Source organism: Rhodopila globiformis, assembly GCF_002937115.1.
GTDB classification, from domain to species: Bacteria; Pseudomonadota; Alphaproteobacteria; order Acetobacterales; family Acetobacteraceae; genus Rhodopila; species Rhodopila globiformis.
Window position 1 is genome coordinate 1 of record NZ_NHRY01000202.1, and the last position, 18,251, is coordinate 18,251.

At 67.1% G+C, this 18,251-nt stretch carries 15 protein-coding genes and 2 pseudogenes; 10 read left to right on the forward strand and 7 right to left on the reverse strand.

Annotation, left to right across the window (positions count from 1 at the left end; genetic code table 11):
* Positions 1–204 (forward strand): annotated as a pseudogene (locus CCS01_RS18630) (IS701 family transposase); the annotation flags it as partial.
* Positions 205–514: 310 nt separating this feature from the next.
* Here CCS01_RS18630 and CCS01_RS18635 read toward each other — a convergent pair.
* Positions 515–1,573: an isocitrate/isopropylmalate dehydrogenase family protein gene (locus CCS01_RS18635; RefSeq protein WP_104520274.1), complete on the reverse strand. Its 1,059-nt coding sequence runs from the start codon at positions 1,571–1,573 to the stop codon at positions 515–517.
* Between the two features lie 489 nt (positions 1,574–2,062).
* Here CCS01_RS18635 and CCS01_RS18640 point away from each other — a divergent pair, with 489 nt between their 5' ends.
* Both CCS01_RS18640 and CCS01_RS18645 read left to right on the forward strand, forming a co-directional pair.
* The gene (locus tag CCS01_RS18640) at positions 2,063–2,716 is read left to right on the forward strand and encodes a CoA transferase subunit A (RefSeq protein ID WP_104520287.1); all 654 of its coding nucleotides are present in this window, start codon (positions 2,063–2,065) and stop codon (positions 2,714–2,716) included.
* Positions 2,713–3,405, forward strand: coding sequence for a 3-oxoacid CoA-transferase subunit B (locus CCS01_RS18645; RefSeq protein WP_456307608.1), 693 nt, complete (start codon positions 2,713–2,715; stop codon positions 3,403–3,405). The genes CCS01_RS18640 and CCS01_RS18645 overlap by 4 nt, the downstream gene beginning before the upstream one ends.
* Positions 3,406–3,697: 292 nt before the next feature.
* On the opposite strand, the pseudogene CCS01_RS18650 reads toward CCS01_RS18645, so the two are convergent.
* The 5 genes and pseudogenes from CCS01_RS18650 to CCS01_RS18670 all read right to left on the reverse strand — a co-directional run.
* Positions 3,698–3,850, reverse strand: a pseudogene (locus tag CCS01_RS18650) (adenylosuccinate lyase); the annotation flags it as partial.
* Positions 3,851–3,957: 107 nt separating this feature from the next.
* Positions 3,958–4,311, reverse strand: coding sequence for a helix-turn-helix domain-containing protein (locus CCS01_RS18655; RefSeq protein WP_239992237.1), 354 nt, complete (start codon positions 4,309–4,311; stop codon positions 3,958–3,960).
* On the reverse strand, positions 4,271–4,561 hold the full coding sequence (locus CCS01_RS18660; RefSeq protein ID WP_104520277.1) for a BrnT family toxin: 291 nt from the start codon (positions 4,559–4,561) through the stop codon (positions 4,271–4,273). The genes CCS01_RS18655 and CCS01_RS18660 overlap by 41 nt, the downstream gene beginning before the upstream one ends.
* Before the next feature lie 79 nt (positions 4,562–4,640).
* Positions 4,641–5,972: an adenylosuccinate lyase gene (gene purB / locus CCS01_RS18665; protein WP_104520278.1), complete on the reverse strand. Its 1,332-nt coding sequence runs from the start codon at positions 5,970–5,972 to the stop codon at positions 4,641–4,643.
* Between the two features lie 151 nt (positions 5,973–6,123).
* Complete coding sequence (locus CCS01_RS18670) at positions 6,124–7,308, reverse strand: acyl-CoA dehydrogenase family protein (RefSeq protein WP_158258482.1); 1,185 nt, start codon at positions 7,306–7,308, stop codon at positions 6,124–6,126.
* A 148-nt stretch (positions 7,309–7,456) separates the two neighbouring features.
* On the opposite strand from CCS01_RS18670, the gene CCS01_RS18675 reads away from it, so the two are divergent.
* The 5 genes from CCS01_RS18675 (at position 7,457) to CCS01_RS18695 (ending at position 15,334) form a co-directional block, all read left to right on the forward strand.
* The gene (locus CCS01_RS18675) at positions 7,457–8,935 is read left to right on the forward strand and encodes an NAD-dependent succinate-semialdehyde dehydrogenase (protein ID WP_104520280.1); all 1,479 of its coding nucleotides are present in this window, start codon (positions 7,457–7,459) and stop codon (positions 8,933–8,935) included.
* 561 nt (positions 8,936–9,496) lie between these two features.
* Entirely contained in the window at positions 9,497–10,681 is a 1,185-nt protein-coding gene (locus tag CCS01_RS18680; RefSeq protein ID WP_104520281.1) for an acetyl-CoA C-acyltransferase family protein, read from the forward strand.
* A 392-nt stretch (positions 10,682–11,073) separates the two neighbouring features.
* Positions 11,074–13,095: an ATP-dependent zinc metalloprotease FtsH gene (gene ftsH, locus CCS01_RS18685; protein WP_104520282.1), complete on the forward strand. Its 2,022-nt coding sequence runs from the start codon at positions 11,074–11,076 to the stop codon at positions 13,093–13,095.
* A 287-nt stretch (positions 13,096–13,382) separates the two neighbouring features.
* The gene (locus CCS01_RS18690; RefSeq protein ID WP_104520283.1) at positions 13,383–13,595 is read left to right on the forward strand and encodes a hypothetical protein; all 213 of its coding nucleotides are present in this window, start codon (positions 13,383–13,385) and stop codon (positions 13,593–13,595) included.
* Positions 13,596–14,698: 1,103 nt separating this feature from the next.
* The gene (locus tag CCS01_RS18695) at positions 14,699–15,334 is read left to right on the forward strand and encodes a hypothetical protein (RefSeq protein ID WP_104520284.1); all 636 of its coding nucleotides are present in this window, start codon (positions 14,699–14,701) and stop codon (positions 15,332–15,334) included.
* A gap of 58 nt (positions 15,335–15,392) precedes the next feature.
* Here the strand turns inward: CCS01_RS18695 and CCS01_RS18700 are convergent, their stop codons facing one another.
* Positions 15,393–16,145 (reverse strand): response regulator, encoded by a 753-nt coding sequence (locus CCS01_RS18700; protein WP_338049991.1) that lies wholly within the window; start codon positions 16,143–16,145, stop codon positions 15,393–15,395.
* A gap of 195 nt (positions 16,146–16,340) precedes the next feature.
* On the opposite strand from CCS01_RS18700, the gene CCS01_RS18705 reads away from it, so the two are divergent.
* Together CCS01_RS18705 and CCS01_RS34720 are read left to right on the forward strand one after the other, a co-directional pair.
* A complete protein-coding gene (locus CCS01_RS18705) occupies positions 16,341–17,513 on the forward strand; it encodes a thiolase domain-containing protein (RefSeq protein ID WP_104520286.1) in 1,173 nt (390 codons plus the stop codon).
* A 5-nt stretch (positions 17,514–17,518) separates the two neighbouring features.
* Complete coding sequence (locus tag CCS01_RS34720; RefSeq protein ID WP_239992239.1) at positions 17,519–17,920, forward strand: Zn-ribbon domain-containing OB-fold protein; 402 nt, start codon at positions 17,519–17,521, stop codon at positions 17,918–17,920.
* Positions 17,921–18,251 lie beyond the last annotated feature (331 nt).

The window sequence follows — 18,251 nt, forward strand, 5'->3', positions numbered from 1 at the left end:
AAACAGGAGCTCGGTCTTGGCGACTTCGAGGGCCGCAACTGGCGCGGCTTTCATCATCACGCCAGCCTGTGCATCGCAGCCTACGGCTTTCTGATCGCCGAGCGCTGTCTTTTCCCCCCTCAGCGGCCATTCATCCGCAGGCGGATCGAAACACCTGCGTTATCCGTCGGTTTCCAGCCCCGCGGCGCTGCCGGTGCGGCCTGAGCGGCATGTGCCGCACTCGATTGCCTCGATCCGCCGCCAGCTTGCCGTCCGGCTCGTCGCCGCGCTGCCCAGGTGTCCGTGCTGCCTGCAACAGCCCCGGGCAGTGAATGGGAAAATGACACAGTAAGACTAGTTTGACTGTGTCAAAAACTGAGAGATAGTCAATGTTATCAATGGGTTATGGGAGCTCTAGTTTGCGAGAAAACGTCGTAATTTCAATGTGTTAGGCGGAAACTGACACAGTCGAACTAGATACTCTGTCTAGAATAATGCGCATGGCCCGGCTTTGCCAGGGTTTGTCCCGATCGGATCAAAGCCCCGACGTCACCCGCTGCACGATCGCCCTGGCATAGTCGGTGGTGGAGGCGGTGCCGCCCAGGTCGCCGGTGCGCACCTTGTCCTGGTTCAGCACCGCATCGATTGCCTTGCGCAGGCCGCGGGCGTGATCGGTCAGCCCGGCATGGTCCAGCATCAGCCCGGCGGCCAGCAGCAGCGCCGTCGGGTTGGCAATGCCCTTGCCGGCGATGTCGGGGGCGGAGCCGTGCACCGCCTCGAAGATCGCCGCGTTCTCGCCGATGTTGGCGCCGGGCGCGGCGCCCAGGCCACCGACGAGGCCGGCGATCAGGTCCGACAGGATGTCGCCGAACAGGTTGGTCGTGACGATCACGTCGAACTGCCACGGATTCAGCACCAACTGCATGGCGCAGGCGTCGACAATGCGCTCGTCGCATTCGATCCGGCCCTGGTACTCCACGGCGACCGTGCGGCCGGCTTCCAGGAACACGCCGGTCAGCGCCTTCAGCACGTTGGCCTTGTGCACCAGCGTGACCTTCCGGCGGCCCAGCTTCACCGCGTGCTCGAAAGCATAGCGCACGATGCGCTCGGATCCAGCGCGGGTGTTGACGCCGGTGGAGAAGCCGACGGCCTTCGGATCGTCGCCGAAGGGGATGTAGTGCTCGAACGCGACGTACAGGCCTTCCAGGTTCTCCCGCACCAGGACCAGGTCGATGTTCTCGAACCGCCCGCCGGGCACCAGGGTATGGGCGGGGCGGAGGTTGGCGAACAGCTGGAATTCCTCGCGCAGGCGGACGTTGACCGAGCGGTAGCCGCCGCCGACGGGGGTGGTCAGCGGGCCTTTCAGCGCCAGGCCGTTGCGGCGGATGCTGTCCAGCGTGGCCTGCGGCAGCGGGTCGCCGCCGGCGGCGATACCCGCCATGCCGCCCTGCTGGACATCCCACGCGAACGGCGCGCCCAGCGCGTCCAGCACGAGCCGGACGGCGTCCATGATCTCCGGCCCGATGCCATCGCCGGGGATCAGCGTGGCGGGGATCTTGTTGCTGTCATGTAGAGCGGTCAGTGCGGTGGTCATGGGATCGGCAGACTTTCAATCACGGCGGTGGCGATGCCCGGCAATGACCGGAATGCGGCGCTTATACAACCGGCCATATAACGGATGATAGAAACAAGCGCGGGCTGGTTCTGCCGAAACATCAATCCGGCCGCCGGTGCGCATTACGTCATGTTACCGAGTTCATGACATCTGTCCATGCACCGCCGCGGTGCCCGGAACGAGCGCAGGCGTGCCGCGGGCGACTGGCGCAGGGGCCTCCACCGGCCGACCGGGCCGGGCCGGTGGAAACCGGCTGGGAAACAATACCGGAGTTGCGATACATCAAGGCCAACGGTCCGATCCGGACCGATCATGCCGGAAAATAAAGGAGCCGTTCATGCATATCTCGGGCAGGCTGCCGCGATTCCAGCCCAACCGGCCGTCGGCAATGGTCCGCTGCCAGCGCGGCCGGGCCGATGATGTGCCGGAGAGCATGCGCCTGCCAGGGCCGGGCCGGTAGGTATGGCCATGCACCTGGCGATATCGGCGGTCGATGCGGCGCGGCTGATTCCGGACGGAGCCAGCCTGATGTTCGGCGGCTTCATGGGCGTCGGCACGCCCGAGCGGGTGGTTGATGCGCTGGTGGCGCGCAAGGCCCGCGGGCTGACGATCATCGGCAACGACACCGCCCGGTCCGGCATCGGCGTCGGCAAGCTGATCGATGCGGGCTGCGTCGCCCGCGTCATGGCCTCGCACATCGGCACCAACCCGGTCACCCAGGCGAAAATGATCGCCGGCGAGATCGCGGTGGAACTGATCCCGCAGGGCACCCTGGCGGAACGCATCCGCGCCGGCGGCAGCGGTCTGGGCGGCATCCTGACGCCAACCGGCATCGGCACCGTGGTGCAGGACGGCAAGCGCGTCATCGAGGTGAACGGCAGGCGCTTCCTGCTGGAACTGCCGCTGCGCGCCGACTTCGCCCTGCTGCACGCGCACGAGGCGGACTACGAGGGCAACCTGACCTACCGGCTGACGGCCACGAACTTCAATCCGCTGATGGCGCTTGCGGCGGACTGCGTCATTGCCGAACCGAATGAGATCGTCCCGACCGGGGCGATCCCACCCGACGCGGTGCGCACGCCGGGAATCCTCGTGAACCATCTGGTGGAGCGGCCACAATGATGGACCCCAAGGAACTGATCGCCCGCCGCGTGGCGCTGGAACTGCGTGATCGTACCCTGGTCAACCTGGGCATCGGCCTGCCGACGCTGGTCGCCCGCTACGTGCCGCCGGGCATCAGCGTCGCGTTCCAGAGCGAGAACGGCATCATCGGGCTGGGCGCGCCGCCGCCGCATGGCATGGAGGACCCGAACCTGACCGACGCCGGCGGCGGCTTCATCTCGGCGCTGCCCGGTGCCGCCAGTTTCGACAGCGCGACCAGTTTCGCGCTGATCCGCGGCGGGCACCTGGCGATGACGGTGCTGGGCGGCCTGCAGGTCGATGCCGCCGGGCGGCTGGCCAACTGGATGGTGCCGGGGAAACTGGTGCCCGGCATGGGTGGGGCGATGGACCTTGTGACCGGCGCGCGCCGGGTGATCGTCGCCATGCAGCATGTTGCGCGCGGCGAGCCGAAGATCGTGCGGGAACTGACCCTGCCTCCGACGGCCGCCCGCCCCGTCAGCCTGGTGGTGACCGAGATGGCGGTTATCGAGCCGACGGGCCGCGGGCTGCTGCTGCGGGAACGGGCGCCGGGCGTTTCTGTGGAGGCCATCGTCGCCGCGACCGGGGCGGACCTGCTGGTCCCGGAGGAGGTGCCGGAGATGCCGGTCGCGCCGGCTCGGCCTGGCGCCGAACCGGCTGATCCCGGATAGCGGGACCGGCATATTTGCCGTGGCGGTCGCCCTGGACCATAGCCGAACGGAAAGACCAGTAGAGGCGGCCTTGATGGGTGGGCTTGATGAAGAGGCCGGCCAGATCGAGGTCCTCTGCCGTCTGGCCGTGTTGGACGCGTTCGGACAATGCGGCGTACATGATTTGGATTGGCGGGGGCAGAGCCTGCGGCATGGGGGGAAGGCATCGCCAGCGTACCCACAAATTGCAATTTGTGGGTACGCTGGCGATAGATCTTGCCTCTGGGGCGCCAGATTCTCGATTCTAAATCGTTACATGTCTCGTGCGGGGCGTGCCATTGATGTCGCGCTCATGCCACAGCGCCACGTGCTCCAGCGCCGGCACCACGGCGGCGCGGACGATGCGGGCCAAGCCGGTCAGGTTCTCGCTCAGCACCGGGTTGCGCTTTTGCGGCATGGCCGAGCTGGAAGTTCCGCTCAACATGCCCGAAATGCCGATCGCACGACGGTTCGGTCCCAGGCCGAACTGCCTGAGTCCGGGTCAATGGGTTCAGCCAGCGGCGCGAGGTGGCGTCACCCTCGCCGTGGACCCGCTGAAAGCGCGTGTTGCACAGCCTCAGCGTCACCGGCGATCGCCCGAAGGTAGGCGCGTGCGGTCTGGTCCGGTTCGGCCCGGCCTTGCTCCCAGTCGCGCAAAGTGCCAAGCGGTATGTGGAACCGCGCGGCAAACTCTTCCTGGGTCAGGCCGAGCGCGCGGCGCAGGGTCCGGGCGCGTGGGACGCGGGGGGCATCCGCGAATTCTGCATCGGTCATCGGCCGGGCATCCGGGTCTGCCATGGCGGCCGCATGGACCTGTTCGTCCGTCATGGCGTCAGTGCGAGTCCAGTCAATAGTCGCGGTTTTCATTGTGGTATCGTCGTTGCTCATGAGGTTGAGCCCTCCGGGCTGAGATGATCCGATTTCGCTCGCCTCTCAGCGTATAGGATACGAACAGCAGGTGGTTGTCCGCCATGCCGATGAGTGCGAAGCGTTCTTCGTGGTCGCCATGACGGGTATCAACGCGCTCGATGGCAAAGGCGTCCTTGAACGCACGGCGGGCCATTTCAAAGGTCACGGCGTGTTTTTGCTCATTCAGGGCGGCTTTTATATCGTCCCATTCGAAGAATTCATCAACCATCAAGATACTGCTTACCCGTAGTTTTGATGATCGTCAATGAATTCGCTTGATCGTCTGTATGAAGGTCCGCCTGTGTGGGCTACCCGAACACGCGAACAAAAATCCGATCCACCATGCACAGGTGCAGCTTCGGATCCATCGCCGCCTCCAGTTCCGCCGGCTGGACCATCCGCGCCACGTCCGGATCGGCCTGCAAATTCTCCTTGAAGGATTTCCCCTCCGGCGTGCCCAGCCTCGTCCACGTCGCCATGGCGCAGCCCTGCACGATGCGATAGGCGTCCTCACGCAGTATCCCCGCCTTGGTCAGCGCCAGCAGCACCTCGCCGGAGTGCACCACGCCGCCCAGGCTTTCCAGGTTGGCCAGCATCCGGTCGGGATACACCACCAGCTTTTCCATCATCCCGGCCAGCCGCATCAGCGCGAAATCCAGCGTTACCGTCGCGTCCGGGCCGATCATCCGCTCGACCGAGGAGTGGCTGATGTCGCGCTCGTGCCACAGCGCCACGTCCTCCAGCGCCGGCACCACGGCGGCGCGGACGATGCGGGCCAGGCCGGTCAGGTTCTCGCTCAGCACCGGGTTGCGCTTGTGCGGCATTGCCGAGGACCCCTTCTGGCCGGGGTGGAAGAACTCCTCCGCCTCCCGCACCTCGGACCGCTGCAGGTGGCGCACTTCCGTCGCCAGCCGCTCGATGCCGCTGGCGATCACGCCCAGGGTGGCGAAGAACGCGGCGTGGCGGTCGCGCGGGATCACCTGGGTGGAGACCGGCTCCGGCCGCAGCCCGAGCTTGTCCGCGACGTATTCCTCCACCGAGGGATGCAGGTGCGCGAAGGTGCCGACGGCGCCGCTGATGGCTGCCACGGCGATCTCGGCGCGGGCGGCGAGCAGGCGCTCGCGGTTGCGGGCGAACTCGGCGTAGTGGCCGGCCAGCTTCAGGCCGAAGGTCGTCGGCTCGGCGTGAATGCCGTGGCTGCGGCCGATGGTGAGGGTGTATTTATGCTCCAGCGCGCGGGCCTTCAGCGCCGCCAGCACGGCGTCGATGTCGGCCAGCAGCAGGTCCGCCGCCTGGGTCAGCTGCACCGACAGGCAGGTGTCCAGCACGTCGGAGCTGGTCATGCCCTGGTGCACGAAGCGGCTGTCGGGGCCGATGGCCTCGGCCAGCCAGGTCAGGAAGGCGATGACGTCGTGGCGGGTCTCGCGCTCGATGGCGTCGATCCGGGCGATGTCGTCGGCGTTGATCGCGGCAAGCTTCGGCGCGCCCTTCTCGCGGATGGTGCGGGCGGCTTCCTCCGGGATGGCGCCGACGCGAGCCATGCCCTCGGCGGCGAGCGCCTCAATCTCGAACCAGATGCGGTACCGGTTCTCGGGCGACCAGATGGCGGCCATTTCGGGGCGGGCGTAGCGGGGGATCATGACGGTCTCAATCCGTGACGGGAAAGGCCCCTGCTAGACCGCCGGGGTTGCGGCTGGCAAGCGGTGCGGGTGCCAGCATGCGCATCGGGATGGGAAGGCACGGGATGAGACGACGGATGGAGCAAGGTCCCTGCCCCCGCTACCCCCCTTGCTACCAGCCGGCGATGTTGTGGCTGGCGCCCAGCAGGATCTTTCCGGCTGACTCATAATGCGCCGGCGCGCCCGCCGCGTGCTGGACGGCGACGTGGATGTCGCGGAACGGCCGCTCCAGCAGGTTGCTGGTGTAGACGGCGTTGGTGCCGGCGGCATGGAACACCAGGTCGACGGCGCGCACCGCCTCGTGCATGCCGTGGACGATGGCCAGCCGCGCCTGCGCGATCGCCTGCGTCGGGTCCGCCCCGCCGTCGCAGACCGTCGTCCAGGCGGTGCCGACGGCCGACAGCAGATAGGTCCGGGCGGCGCTGACGATCGCCTCGGCCTCAGCCACCCGCGCCTGCACCAGTGGGCGGTCGCGCAGCAGGGCGGTGGACATGGTGGAGCTTCGCCGGCTCGCCAGGTCGGTCATGATGTCGAGGGCACCGCGGGCGATGCCCAGGGTGTTGGCGGCCGTCGCGGTCCACATCGACGTGTAGTACAGCCGTGGATGATACAGCGGCCCTGTTTCGTGCGGCGGATCGCTGACGGAATAGGTGTGCGCCTCCGGCACGAACACGTCCTCAAGGGCGAAGTCGTGGCTGCCGGTGCCGCGCATGCCCACCACCGACCAGGTGTCCTTGATCATCGCCTGGTGCGCCGGCACCCACATCGACAGGGTCTGCGGCGTGCCGGCGCCGGTCAGGCGCGGCCGGTCGCCGTCCATGACGACGCAGGTGGCTTTCAGCCAGTTCGCGTGATGCACGCCGCTGGCGAAGTCCCACTGGCCGCGCACCCGGTAGCCGCCGTCCACCGGGACCGCCCGGCCCTCCGGCCGCAGCGAGCCGGCGCCACGGAAATTCGCCGGCTCCCCCGCCATGGCCCGCCCGACCTCCACCGGCAGCCAGCCGGCGAACAGCGACAGCGAGCCGGCGATCATCGCGCACCAGCCGGCCGCCCCGTCGGCGCGGGAGAGTTCCTCGATCGCCTCGAACGCCGCCAGTGGCGGCAGTTCCGGGCCGCCCATCGAGCGGGGCAGATACAGCTGCAATAGCCCGGCGGCTGCGAACGCCTCGGCCACGTCGGGCGGCAGGCGGCGGAGTTGTTCCGCTTCGTCGCGGCGGGCGCGGACCAGCGGGGCCAGGTTCCGGGCTGCCGAAACCATGTCGGTCGGCGAACTGATCCGAACGGAGCCGTCTGCCATGCGTTTTCTCCCTGCCCAGGGCCTCATGACCGAGCCTGGTTCCGGGGACAATGGCACCGCCGCGGGCCGCACCGCAACCGGCGCCCCCCTGACAGCACCGCCCGGCGGGCCTATGCTCGGGGCCAGAACAGACAGGAGGAACCCGATCATGCTGAATCCGGTATCGCCGCTGCCACTGAAGGATCCGTCGCTGTTCCGCCAGGCCAACTACCTCGACGGCAAGTGGGTCGAGGCCGACAACGGCCAGACCATCGTGGTGAAGAACCCCGCCAACGGCGAGGCCATCGGGGAAGTGCCGTCGATGGGCGCCGCTGAAACCCGACGCGCCATCGAGGCCGCCAACCGCGCCTATCCCGCCTGGCGCGGCATGCTGGCCAAGGAACGCGGCGCCATCCTGCGCAAGCTGGCCGACATGATGGTGGCCAACGCCGAGGACCTGGCGGTGATCATGACCGCCGAGCAAGGCAAGCCGCTGAGCGAAAGCAAGGGCGAGATCACCTATGCCGCCAGCTTCATCGAGTGGTTCGCCGAGGAAGCCAGGCGCGTCTATGGCGACACCATCCCGCAGACCGCCAAGGGCCGCCGCATCCTGGTGCTGAAGGAGCCCATCGGCGTGTTCGCCGCGATCACGCCATGGAATTTCCCGCCCGCGATGATCACCCGCAAGGCCGGCCCGGGCTGGGCGGCCGGCTGCACCGGCGTCATCCGTCCGGCCTCGCAGACCCCGTTCTCGGCCCTGGCGCTGGCGGTGCTGGCCGAACGGGCGGGCATGCCGGCCGGCGTCTGCAACATCCTGACCGGGCCGTCGGGCGCGATGGGCGGGGAGCTGACCTCGAACCCGATGGTGCGCAAGCTGTCGTTCACCGGCTCGACCGAAGTCGGTGCCAAGCTGCTGGCGCAGTGCGCGCCGACGATCAAGAAGACCAGCATGGAGCTGGGCGGCAACGCGCCGTTCATCGTGTTCGACGATGCCGATCTGGACGCGGCGGTGGCGGGCGCGATGGTTTGCAAGTTCCGCAACACCGGGCAGACCTGCGTCTGCGCCAACCGAATCCTGGTGCAGGACGGGGTGTATGACGCCTTCTCGGCCAAGCTGAAAGCCGCCGTCGAAGCCATGAAGGTCGGCAATGGCATGGAACCGGGCGTGACGCAGGGGCCGCTGATCAACGCCGATGCCGTGACCAAGGTGCAGGAGCACATCGCCAACGCGCTGTCTATGGGCGCCTCGGTGGTGACGGGCGGCAGCAAGCACCAGCTTGGCGGCAATTTCTTCCAGCCGACGGTGCTGGCGAACGTGCCGGCCAAGGCGCAGATCTTCCGCGAGGAAACCTTCGGCCCGGTGGCGCCGCTGTTCCGCTTCAAGACCGAGGAGGAAGCGATCCGCCTGGCCAACGATACCGAATTCGGCCTGGCGGCGTATTTCTACTCGCGCGACATCGGCCGGATCTTCCGGGTTGGCGAGGCGCTGGAATACGGCATCATCGGCATCAACGAGGGGATCATCTCGACGGCGGAAGCGCCGTTCGGCGGGATGAAGGCGTCGGGGCTGGGCCGCGAGGGGTCGAAGTATGGGATCGAGGAATACCTGGAGATCAAGTACCTGACGCTCGGCGGCATCGGGACCTGATTGACGGATTGATCGGCGGTCTTGAACGGCCGCCGATCGCGCATTTCCTGCGATGCGCGGGCATCCCTTTGTGCAGCGGCCAATAGCGGTCTTGCGCCCGGCATGACGGTCGAAGCGTCCGTGCGGCAGCTGGAGCGGTTATTCTGCTTCAGGTCATATGCGGCGCCAGGCATCGCCGCGCGGCCGGGTCAGTGAAACTGCCTGCCCCGACAGCGCCATCCGCACCCGGCCGCGCGACGTCCCCCTGATCCTCCGCGGCCCTCCGCAACCCTCAGTTCTTTCTCTGTGCGAACAGAAATGCGCCATCAACCACGCTGTCCCTGCCAGAGAGGCACCACTCCAGACCGCCGCCACGCGGTGCCAGTTACCAGCCGCACAACAGACGCTCCAAAACTCAAAGCCCACCCGGCCAACCGCCCAAGCAAACCCTCACTTGCCGGATCGCGATACCCCCCAACGCAACACTCCCAGCCCGAAACGCCGATCGCCACTCCCCATCTTGCGCCGCTCGCCGCTGCGTGTAATGCAACGACCCTGAGACCCAGCAAGAAGGGACCGTCCATGCAACGCGAGGTTTACATTGTCTCCGGCGTCCGCACCGCCATCGGCGACTTCGGCGGCAGCCTGAAGGACATTCCGCCCACCGAACTCGGCGCCCGGGTCGCGCGCGAGGCCCTGTCCCGGGCCAGCGTCGACGGCGCGGACGTCCAGCACGTGGTGTTCGGCAACGTCATCCATACCGAGGCGAAGGACATGTACCTGTCCCGCGTCGCCGCGGTGAACGCCGGCATCACCCAGGACGCGCCGGCGCTGACGCTGAACCGGCTGTGCGGCTCCGGCCTGCAGGCGATCGTCTCCGCCGCCCAGGCGGTGACGCTGGGCGACGCCGACATCGCCGTCGCCGGCGGGGCCGAGAACATGAGCCGCGCCGGCTACCTGTCGAACGGCATGCGCTGGGGCGCCCGCATGGGCGACACCGCCATGATCGACATGATGACGGCTGCCCTGCACGACCCGTTCCACAACATCCACATGGGCATGACGGCCGAGAACCTGGCGGAATCCCACCAGATCACCCGCAACCAGCAGGACGAGCTGGCGGTGCTGTCGCACCAGCGCGCCGCCCGGGCGATCAAGGAGGGCCGCTTCAAATCCCAGATCCTGCCGGTGACGCTCAAGACCCGCAAAGGCGAAACCACCTTCGACACCGACGAACACGTGCGCGCCGACATCAATCCGGCGGACCTTGGCAAGCTGCGGCCGGTGTTCCGGAAGGACGGCACGGTGACCGCCGGCAACGCCTCCGGCATCAACGACGGCGCCGCGGCGGTGGTGCTGATGGACGGCGACACGCTGGACAAGCGCGGCGGCAAGCCGCTCGGGCGACTGGTGGCCTATGCGCATGCCGGGGTCGATCCGAAGATCATGGGCATCGGCCCGGTGCCGGCAACCCGCGCGGTGCTGCAGAAGACCGGCCTGAAGCTGGACGACATGGACGTCATCGAGGCCAACGAGGCGTTCGCCGCGCAGGCCTGCGCCGTCGCCAAGGACCTCGGCTTCGATCCGGAGAAAACCAATCCGAACGGCTCCGGCATTTCGCTTGGCCATCCCATCGGCGCCACCGGGGCGATGTTGACGGTGAAGGCGCTGTACGAGCTGGAACGCATCGGCGGCCGTTACGCTTTGGTGACGATGTGCATCGGCGGCGGCCAGGGTATTGCCGCGGTGTTCGAGCGGGCGGACTGAACGGCCTTTTCTCGCCGTCATGGCCGCGCTGCGCCCCATGGGCGCTGACCTTGCGGGCGGGCGGCAAAGTTGTTTCTATATCGTCATGGCGGGCGCAGGCCCGCCATGACGCTGCGTGGCCGGATCGGCAAAACCGCCTGCCCGACGGCGCCATCCGCACCGGGCCACGCAATGTCCCCCTGATCCCCTGCGGCCCTCCCCGACCCTCAGTTCCCTCTCTGTGCGAACCGAAATAGGCCGTCAACCACGCCGCCCCCGCCAGGAACGCACGACTCCGGACCACAACGCCGGACACGATACCTCGCAAGCGGAACCAACCTCCGTCGCTCAGCGATCATGATGCGCACTCGCGGCGCCGCATCGCCACGCTGAGCGAAGTCCCGGAGGAGATGATGAGCGACAGCCCTGTGACCTTCAATTCCAACCACCGGCGCGCGAGGAAGCACGCCCATCCGGCCGAGCAGGACAGGGCTTGGGGCGGCGGACCGGTGGCGCGCCTGCGCCGGTTCCTGGCGCGCCATCGCGACCGCGGCGGCCTGCGCCGGCCCGACGGCCGCAAGCCATCCGGACCGGAGGTGCGCGCGCACGTCTGGTACTGGTTCGCCGCCTTCCTCGCCCTGATGATCTTCCAGGTCTGGATGGCCGCGCAGAGCAAGGTCGCGGACATCCCCTACAGCGACTTCCTCCAGCTGGTGCGCGAGCACAAGGTCGCCTCGGCCGAGGTCGAAGGCTCGCGGCTGTACGGCACGCTGAAGCAGCCCGGCCCGCATGGCCGCCGCCTCATCGCCACCACCGCCGTCCCCGAGGCGCTGGCAAAGCAGCTGGAAGCGGGCGGCGTGCAGTTCACCGGCGTCGTGCCGAACCATTTCTGGAGCGACATCCTCTCCTGGGTGCTGCCGCTGCTTATCCTCTACGGCTTCTGGACATTCGCTTTTCGCCGCTACGCCCAGCGTTTCGGCGCCGGCGGCGGGCTGATGACCATCGGCCGCTCCCGCGCCAAGGTCTATGTCGAAACCGAAGTCGGGACGCGCTTCTCCGACGTCGCCGGCGCCGATGAGGCGAAGGAGGAACTGCGCGAGATCATCGCCTTCCTGCAGGACCCCGACGGCTACGGCCGCCTCGGCGCGCACGTGCCCAAGGGAGTCCTGCTCGTCGGCCCGCCCGGCACCGGCAAGACCCTGCTCGCCCGCGCCGTCGCCGGCGAGGCTGGCGTGCCGTTCTTCTCCATCTCCGGCGCCGAGTTCGTCGAGATGTTCGTCGGCGTCGGCGCCGCGCGGGTGCGCGACCTGTTCCACCAGGCGCACGAGAAGGCGCCGGCCATCGTGTTCATCGACGAGCTGGACGCGCTCGGCCGCGCCCGCGGCGCCTACGGGCTGGGCGGCCATGACGAGAAGGAGCAGACGCTGAACCAGTTGCTGGTGGAACTGGACGGCTTCGACCCGCGCGCCGGCGTTGTGCTGCTGGCGGCGACCAACCGCCCGGAAGTCCTCGATCCCGCTCTGCTCCGCGCCGGCCGCTTCGATCGGCAGGTGCTGGTGGATCGTCCCGACAAGCCGGCCCGCGCCGCCATCCTGGCGCTGTACCTGAAGCGCGTCCGCGCCACGCCGGACGTGCAGCCCGACCGGGTGGCCGAGCTGACGCCCGGGCTGACCGGCGCGGATCTCGCCAACCTGATCAACGAGGCGGCCCTGCTGGCCACCCGCCGCCGCGCCGAACGGATCGAGATGTCGGACATCAACGAAGCCATCGAGCGGGCCGTTGCGGGACTGGAACGCAGGACCCGCCTGCTCAATCCCGAAGAGCGCAGGCGGGTGGCCTATCACGAGCTGGGGCATGCGCTGGTCGCGCTGTCCGTGCCCGGCGCCGATCCGGTGCACAAGGTCTCGATCATTCCGCGCGGCGTGGGGGCGCTGGGCTACACCATCCAGCGGCCGACCGACGACCGGTTCCTGATCAGGCGGGAGGAACTGGAGGACAGGATGGCGGTGCTGCTGGGCGGCCGGGCGGCCGAGCAGCTTGTCCTCCGCTCTATCTCCACCGGCGCCGCGGACGACCTGCAGAAGGCGACCGACATCGCCCGCGCCATGGTGACGCGCTACGGCATGATCGAGGAAGTCGGCCCGGTCGCTCTGGAACGGGAGTCGCGCCCCTTCCTCGCCGGGGGCGGCGGGCCGGAGGCATTGCAGCCGCGTCCCGGGCTGAGCGAGGCGACCGCGGCGGCGATCGATCGCCACGTCCGCGACCTCGTTCGGCAGGCGCTCGAACGGGCCGAGGGCATCCTGCGGGACCGGCGTTCGGCCATGGAGCGTGCCGCGGACGTGCTGCTGCGCACCGAGACGCTGTCGGGCGAGGAACTCACGAGTCTCGTTGCGGCCGAGACGGCGCAGGCCTGCGCGGCGGCGGAAAACGGATGAAGGTGCTTGCCCGGATCAACAGGCCGTGGCGTCGCCGTGCGTGGGGGTGCGCGGCGGCGTAAGCCTCGCCAGGATCTGGCGTCGCATCAAGGCCTGGTGATCGCGGCGGCCTCGCGGCAACTGGAGTATGACCGTATCATTACAACTACAGGGCGTAGTTAGCTTGACCTGAACGCCATTCTGTGGTTGGGTTTTGTCGTTGATGGACTGATGGAGATGGAATTTCTCCATCTTATGCTGAGACTGCCACCTTCGGTTGTCCTGATGGAATACCACAAGGAGGTCAGATGCTAAGTTTCATCGACTGCCAGGACATGAGCGATCTAAGGCCCGACGAAATCCTGACGATTGCCCGCCACCTGCACGTCCCGGAAATCGTCGCTGTGGAGATCGGCGCGGGGCTGCGCCGGACCTGGATGGGTGAGGATCTACTCGAGCGTCTGATGCGAACAGCCGACGAATCCAACGTCTACAAAGCCAGGCACAGCTTGCTGCCGTAGAACCCCGGGCTGAAACAACCGATCCACCGGAGCCGGGGTGCCGGTCGTTCCGCGTCATGGTGGCTGAAGGCACCATTGGCGTTACTACAGCAAACCGCCCCTCTCGTCATGGCGGCCGCAGGCTATGACGGTTGAAGCGTCCGTCCACAAGTGGAGCGCTTATTCTGCATGAGGCCCTTGCGGCCACGAGGCGCCTGACGGCGTTGGCAGGCGAGGCGCGACGGATGCGGATGTCGCCCCATGGGTGGATAAAATTTCGTCATTCGTAACGGAACTGTACCGGAACGGATTCCGGCCCCGCCCTGCGTGCGGAGGCCCGGCCCCGACAGCCCCGCGCTCGGCGCGTGGCGCGTCGTCCGCAAGGGTCCGAGCGGGAAGCCATTTGCACCAATGTGGCTGCGCAATCCTGCAGCGACCATGGCGGGCACTCCGGCCGGATTCGCATCGAGTCAGCGCGATCGGCATCACGGACGAGCGGAGATCCGGCGAATGCCTGCCGGAAAGCACTATATCAGGCGGCCCTGGCGCCGGTTGACGAGTGAGCTTTCATGATGGCCGGAAACGGCAACACGCCGATTGCAATATCGCGATGAACATCCGGCTGCCCGGTCCGTCCAGACGTGGCACCACAATCAATGCCGACCGCGGATCGCCTGAATTTCTTCTCTGCCTGCTCTGCGTTCCGCCCGGCGATCTCCGCGTTTGAAAGCATGGTGCCGTAACAAAGATCGACGGTGCCGGTGGGTCGCTCAACCCGAAGCGCCGGTGGCGCTGCAGCCACCGCGATTCAACGCAGAGATCGCCGAGCGGGGCGCAGAGCGCGCAGAGAAGGATTCGTTGGGGCCCTCGGTCACGCTGGCGCGATGCCGATCGGCATGCCTGTGTCACGGCCTGAGGCCTGAAGGCCAACGCGATAATTGATCATTCCGCCGCGGCACCTGCCATGCTTGTGAGATTACAGACTGACGGTCCGGCATTATTGCAAACACGTGCAATCCGTAAAGACCAAGTAATATACTCAGGAACTCACAAGACCATACGCTCGGGTCAAACACCGCCGGCATCCGTGCGCGCACGGCCGGCTTTTCGCGAAAGGTCGAACGATGCAGCTACTAAAGAATCAGTACGAGAAAATCGTCGATGAAATCTGCGATCTGCGATGGCCGGCGCTGACACGCGAGGAACTGCTGGCCATCGCCCATGCTTACTACTATTTCTCGGTGCAGTTCTGCGAAACCGTGGAGATCGCCTGCCGGCGCTTCCCCGACGACCGGAACCTGCAGGAACTGCGCAATGGCGAATGCATGACCGACAACCTCTCGCCCTATCCTGGCATCGCCGCCGCGGGCGAGAAGATGAACCACGACGAGTTCATGCGCCGCGTGGTCGCGATGTCGCAGCGAAGCCAGGACGACGGCCGCCGGATCGACGAACTCGGCCAGGCCTACCTGGCGGCGGCGCGCCGGATCGACCCCGACGTCCGCGTCGCCAGCCTGCCCACCTACGAGGACGGCGGACTGGCCCGCGTGTTCACCGCCGTGCTGGACGCCCGGGACTGGGACGATCCGGCCCTGGCCGCGTTCCACCACTTCCTGGTGGGCCACGTCCGGCTGGACAGCAATCCCGACATGGGCCATGGCGCCCTGTGCCGCCACTTGGTCCCGGATGATCGCATCGTGCCACTGTGGCAGGCGTTCCGCGACCTTCTGGCCGGGGCCGCGCCGCGGCTGGCGCGATAAGCCGGACGGAACCCGGCGGACGGCGGCGACGCCGTCCGCGGGCCCGGCCCGCGCCGGCTCAGCCCTCGGTCACCGCCGTGACCTCGGGCGTGAAGAAATACCCGCCATAGCGGATGGTCTTGATGAAGGTCGGATCCTTCAGGTTGGTTTCGATCTTCCGCCGCAACCGGCTGATCTGCACGTCGATGCTGCGGTCGAACACCGCCGCCGCACGACCGTGCAGCAGTTCCAGCAGGTCGTCGCGCGACAGCACCTTGCGCGGATGCGTGCAGAACAGCGCGAGGACGTTAAATTCCCCGCTGGTCAGCGAGCGCGGCGCGCCGGCCGGATCGAACAGCTGCCGCCGCGCCATGTCCAGCTTCCAACCCTCGAACATCAGCACCTGTGGCTGCGCCGGCGCGGTCGCCTGCTCCTGCGCGCCGGCACGGCGGATCACCGCCTTGACGCGGGCGACCAGTTCGCGCGGACTGAACGGCTTCGGAAGGTAATCGTCGGCCCCAAGCTCCAGGCCAACGATTCGATCCGTTTCCGTGCCTCGGGCCGTCACCATGATGATCGGCACCGAGGATTTACCGCGCAATCGTTTGCAGATGCTCAGGCCGTCCTCGCCGGGAAGCCCCACATCCAGGATCACACAATCGATTTTGCCGCCGGACATGACCTTGTCCAGATCGCGGCCGGAACGGGCGGCACTGACGTCGAAGCCATGGTCAGTCATGAAACTAACCATCATCCGGCTGATTTCCGGATCGTCTTCGACCACAGCGATACGGGATAATGTCTCCATGGCCCACCTTTCATGGCGAACCATGACACCGTGAGCCGTTCACAAACAAGTGTAACTTTTGGTGAGACACAAATTGACATGTTCGCGTGACACGTGCGCTGGTCCAGCTGCAGCGGCACCCTGGTCCCCGGGCTCCCCGGGGTAGCGGTCCCCCTACTGATCAGTATAATCCCTGCCCGGACCGCCATGCGACACGGCGGCCGCAGAGGGGAGTGAAGCATGAGTTTGAAAGGTGCGGCCTATATCGTCGGGGCGTGGGAACATCCCACCCGTAAGGCGCCGGACAAATCGGTGGCCATGTTGCATGCCGAGTGCGCCAAGGGCGCCCTGGCCGACGCCGGCCTGACCAAGGACGACGTGGACGGGTATTTCTGCGCCGGCGACGCGCCGGGCGGGCTCGGCCCGCTGTCGATGGTCGACTACATGAACCTGAAGTGCCGGCATGTGGACAGCACCGATGTCGGCGGCTCCTCCTACCAGCTCGCCGTTGGACACGCGATGGAAGCGATCGCCGCCGGTCGTTGCAACGTCGCGTTGATCACCCTGTCCGGCCGGCCGCGCAGTGAGGGCATGGCCACCGGCACTGCACCGCGCCCCGGCAATCCCACCGCGCCGGAGATGCAGTTCGAGTTCCCGTACGGCCCGGCGGTTGCGAATCTGTACGGAATGTGCGCCCAGCGGCACATGCACGAATACGGCACCACCAGCGAGCAGCTCGCCTGGATCAAGGTCGCCGCCTCGCACCATGCGCAGCACAACCCGAACGCCATGCTGCGCGACGTCGTCACCGTCGAGGACGTTGTCAGCTCGCCGATCATTTCGACACCGCTACATCGGCTGGACTGCTGCGTCATCAGCGACGGCGGCGGCGCGCTGGTGGTGACCCGGCCCGAGATCGCGAAAACCCTGAACCGGCCGCGGGTGAAGGTCATTGGCGTCGGCGAAGCGCCGAAGCACCAGATGGGCGGCGAGGTCGATCTGACCTATACCGGCGCCCGCTGGTCCGGCCCGCCGGCCTGGGAGATGGCCGGGATCAAGCCGGCGGACATCAAGTACGCCTCTATCTACGACAGTTTCACCATCACCGTGCTGATGCAGCTGGAGGACCTGGGCTTCTGCGCGAAGGGCGAGGGCGGCAAGTTCGTTTCTGACGGCAACCTGATTTCCGGCACCGGCAAGCTGCCGTTCAACACCGATGGCGGCGGGCTGTGCTCCAACCACCCGGCCAACCGCGGCGGCATCACCAAGATCATCGAGGCGGTGCGGCAGCTGCGCGGCGAGGCGCACCCGGCCGTGCAGGTGAAGAACTGCGACCTCGCCATCGCTCACGGCACCGGCGGCGCGCTGGGCACGCGCCATTGCGGCAGCACCGTCATCCTGGAGCGGGAGTGAACATCGTGGCCTACACTGCAAGAAAAATCCCGTTCGTCGGCACCCCGGAGACCAACCCGGAAACCAAGGCGTTCTTCGACGGCGCCGCTTCCGGCAAGCTGATGATCCGCCGCTGCACCAGCTGCAGGAAGGCGCACTGGTATCCGCGCGCGCTCTGCCCGTTCTGCTTCGGCGAGTGCGAGTGGGAGCAAGCCTCCGGCAAGGGCAAGGTCTATACCTACAGCGTCATGGAGCGGGCCAACCCGCCATATGCCATCGGCTACGTGACGCTGGCGGAAGGCCCCTCGGTGCTGACGAATTTCGTCGAGATGGACTTCAAGGACCTGAAAATCGGCCAGGACATGAAGGTCACCTTCATCAAGACCGAAGGCGATGGCCCCACGCTGCCGTTTTTCACCCCCGCCTGACCGGGCCGGGCGCCGGCGCCCGGCCCGTGAGGCTGGCGCCGGCGCCCGGGGCTGGGTGCCCCACCGGCAGCGCCGCCTTTTGTTGCGGCACCGCACTTTTAACACCAGGCGCGCAGAGGCGATTTCGTTGCGGCCCGCGCCGCGACGGATCGACGCCGATCGGCATGTCCCCGGTCATGGCTGTGGAATCCCGCCACACTTGTCATACCAACCGCCCGAATTTTTGACTCGTTGGGGATTCTCAAACGCCGCCGGTTGTGAGTCGATAGGCGAAACTGTCGATTCGCAAGGGAGGCGACGGCGTTGCTCAAGATTACCCGTAACGACCTGA

Excerpts from the sequence above, each read along its gene's own strand:
- CCS01_RS18635 (WP_104520274.1), bottom strand. The coding sequence starts at position 1,573 with ATGACCACCGCACTGACCGCTCTACATGACAGCAACAAGATCCCCGCC.
- CCS01_RS18640 (WP_104520287.1), top strand. The coding sequence starts at position 2,063 with ATGCACCTGGCGATATCGGCGGTCGATGCGGCGCGGCTGATTCCGGAC.
- CCS01_RS18645 (WP_456307608.1), top strand. The coding sequence starts at position 2,713 with ATGATGGACCCCAAGGAACTGATCGCCCGCCGCGTGGCGCTGGAACTG.
- CCS01_RS18655 (WP_239992237.1), bottom strand. The coding sequence starts at position 4,311 with ATGAGCAACGACGATACCACAATGAAAACCGCGACTATTGACTGGACT.
- CCS01_RS18660 (WP_104520277.1), bottom strand. The coding sequence starts at position 4,561 with ATGGTTGATGAATTCTTCGAATGGGACGATATAAAAGCCGCCCTGAAT.
- purB (WP_104520278.1), bottom strand. The coding sequence starts at position 5,972 with ATGATCCCCCGCTACGCCCGCCCCGAAATGGCCGCCATCTGGTCGCCC.
- CCS01_RS18670 (WP_158258482.1), bottom strand. The coding sequence starts at position 7,308 with ATGGCAGACGGCTCCGTTCGGATCAGTTCGCCGACCGACATGGTTTCG.
- CCS01_RS18675 (WP_104520280.1), top strand. The coding sequence starts at position 7,457 with ATGCTGAATCCGGTATCGCCGCTGCCACTGAAGGATCCGTCGCTGTTC.
- CCS01_RS18680 (WP_104520281.1), top strand. The coding sequence starts at position 9,497 with ATGCAACGCGAGGTTTACATTGTCTCCGGCGTCCGCACCGCCATCGGC.
- ftsH (WP_104520282.1), top strand. The coding sequence starts at position 11,074 with ATGAGCGACAGCCCTGTGACCTTCAATTCCAACCACCGGCGCGCGAGG.
- CCS01_RS18690 (WP_104520283.1), top strand. The coding sequence starts at position 13,383 with ATGCTAAGTTTCATCGACTGCCAGGACATGAGCGATCTAAGGCCCGAC.
- CCS01_RS18695 (WP_104520284.1), top strand. The coding sequence starts at position 14,699 with ATGCAGCTACTAAAGAATCAGTACGAGAAAATCGTCGATGAAATCTGC.
- CCS01_RS18700 (WP_338049991.1), bottom strand. The coding sequence starts at position 16,145 with ATGGTTCGCCATGAAAGGTGGGCCATGGAGACATTATCCCGTATCGCT.
- CCS01_RS18705 (WP_104520286.1), top strand. The coding sequence starts at position 16,341 with ATGAGTTTGAAAGGTGCGGCCTATATCGTCGGGGCGTGGGAACATCCC.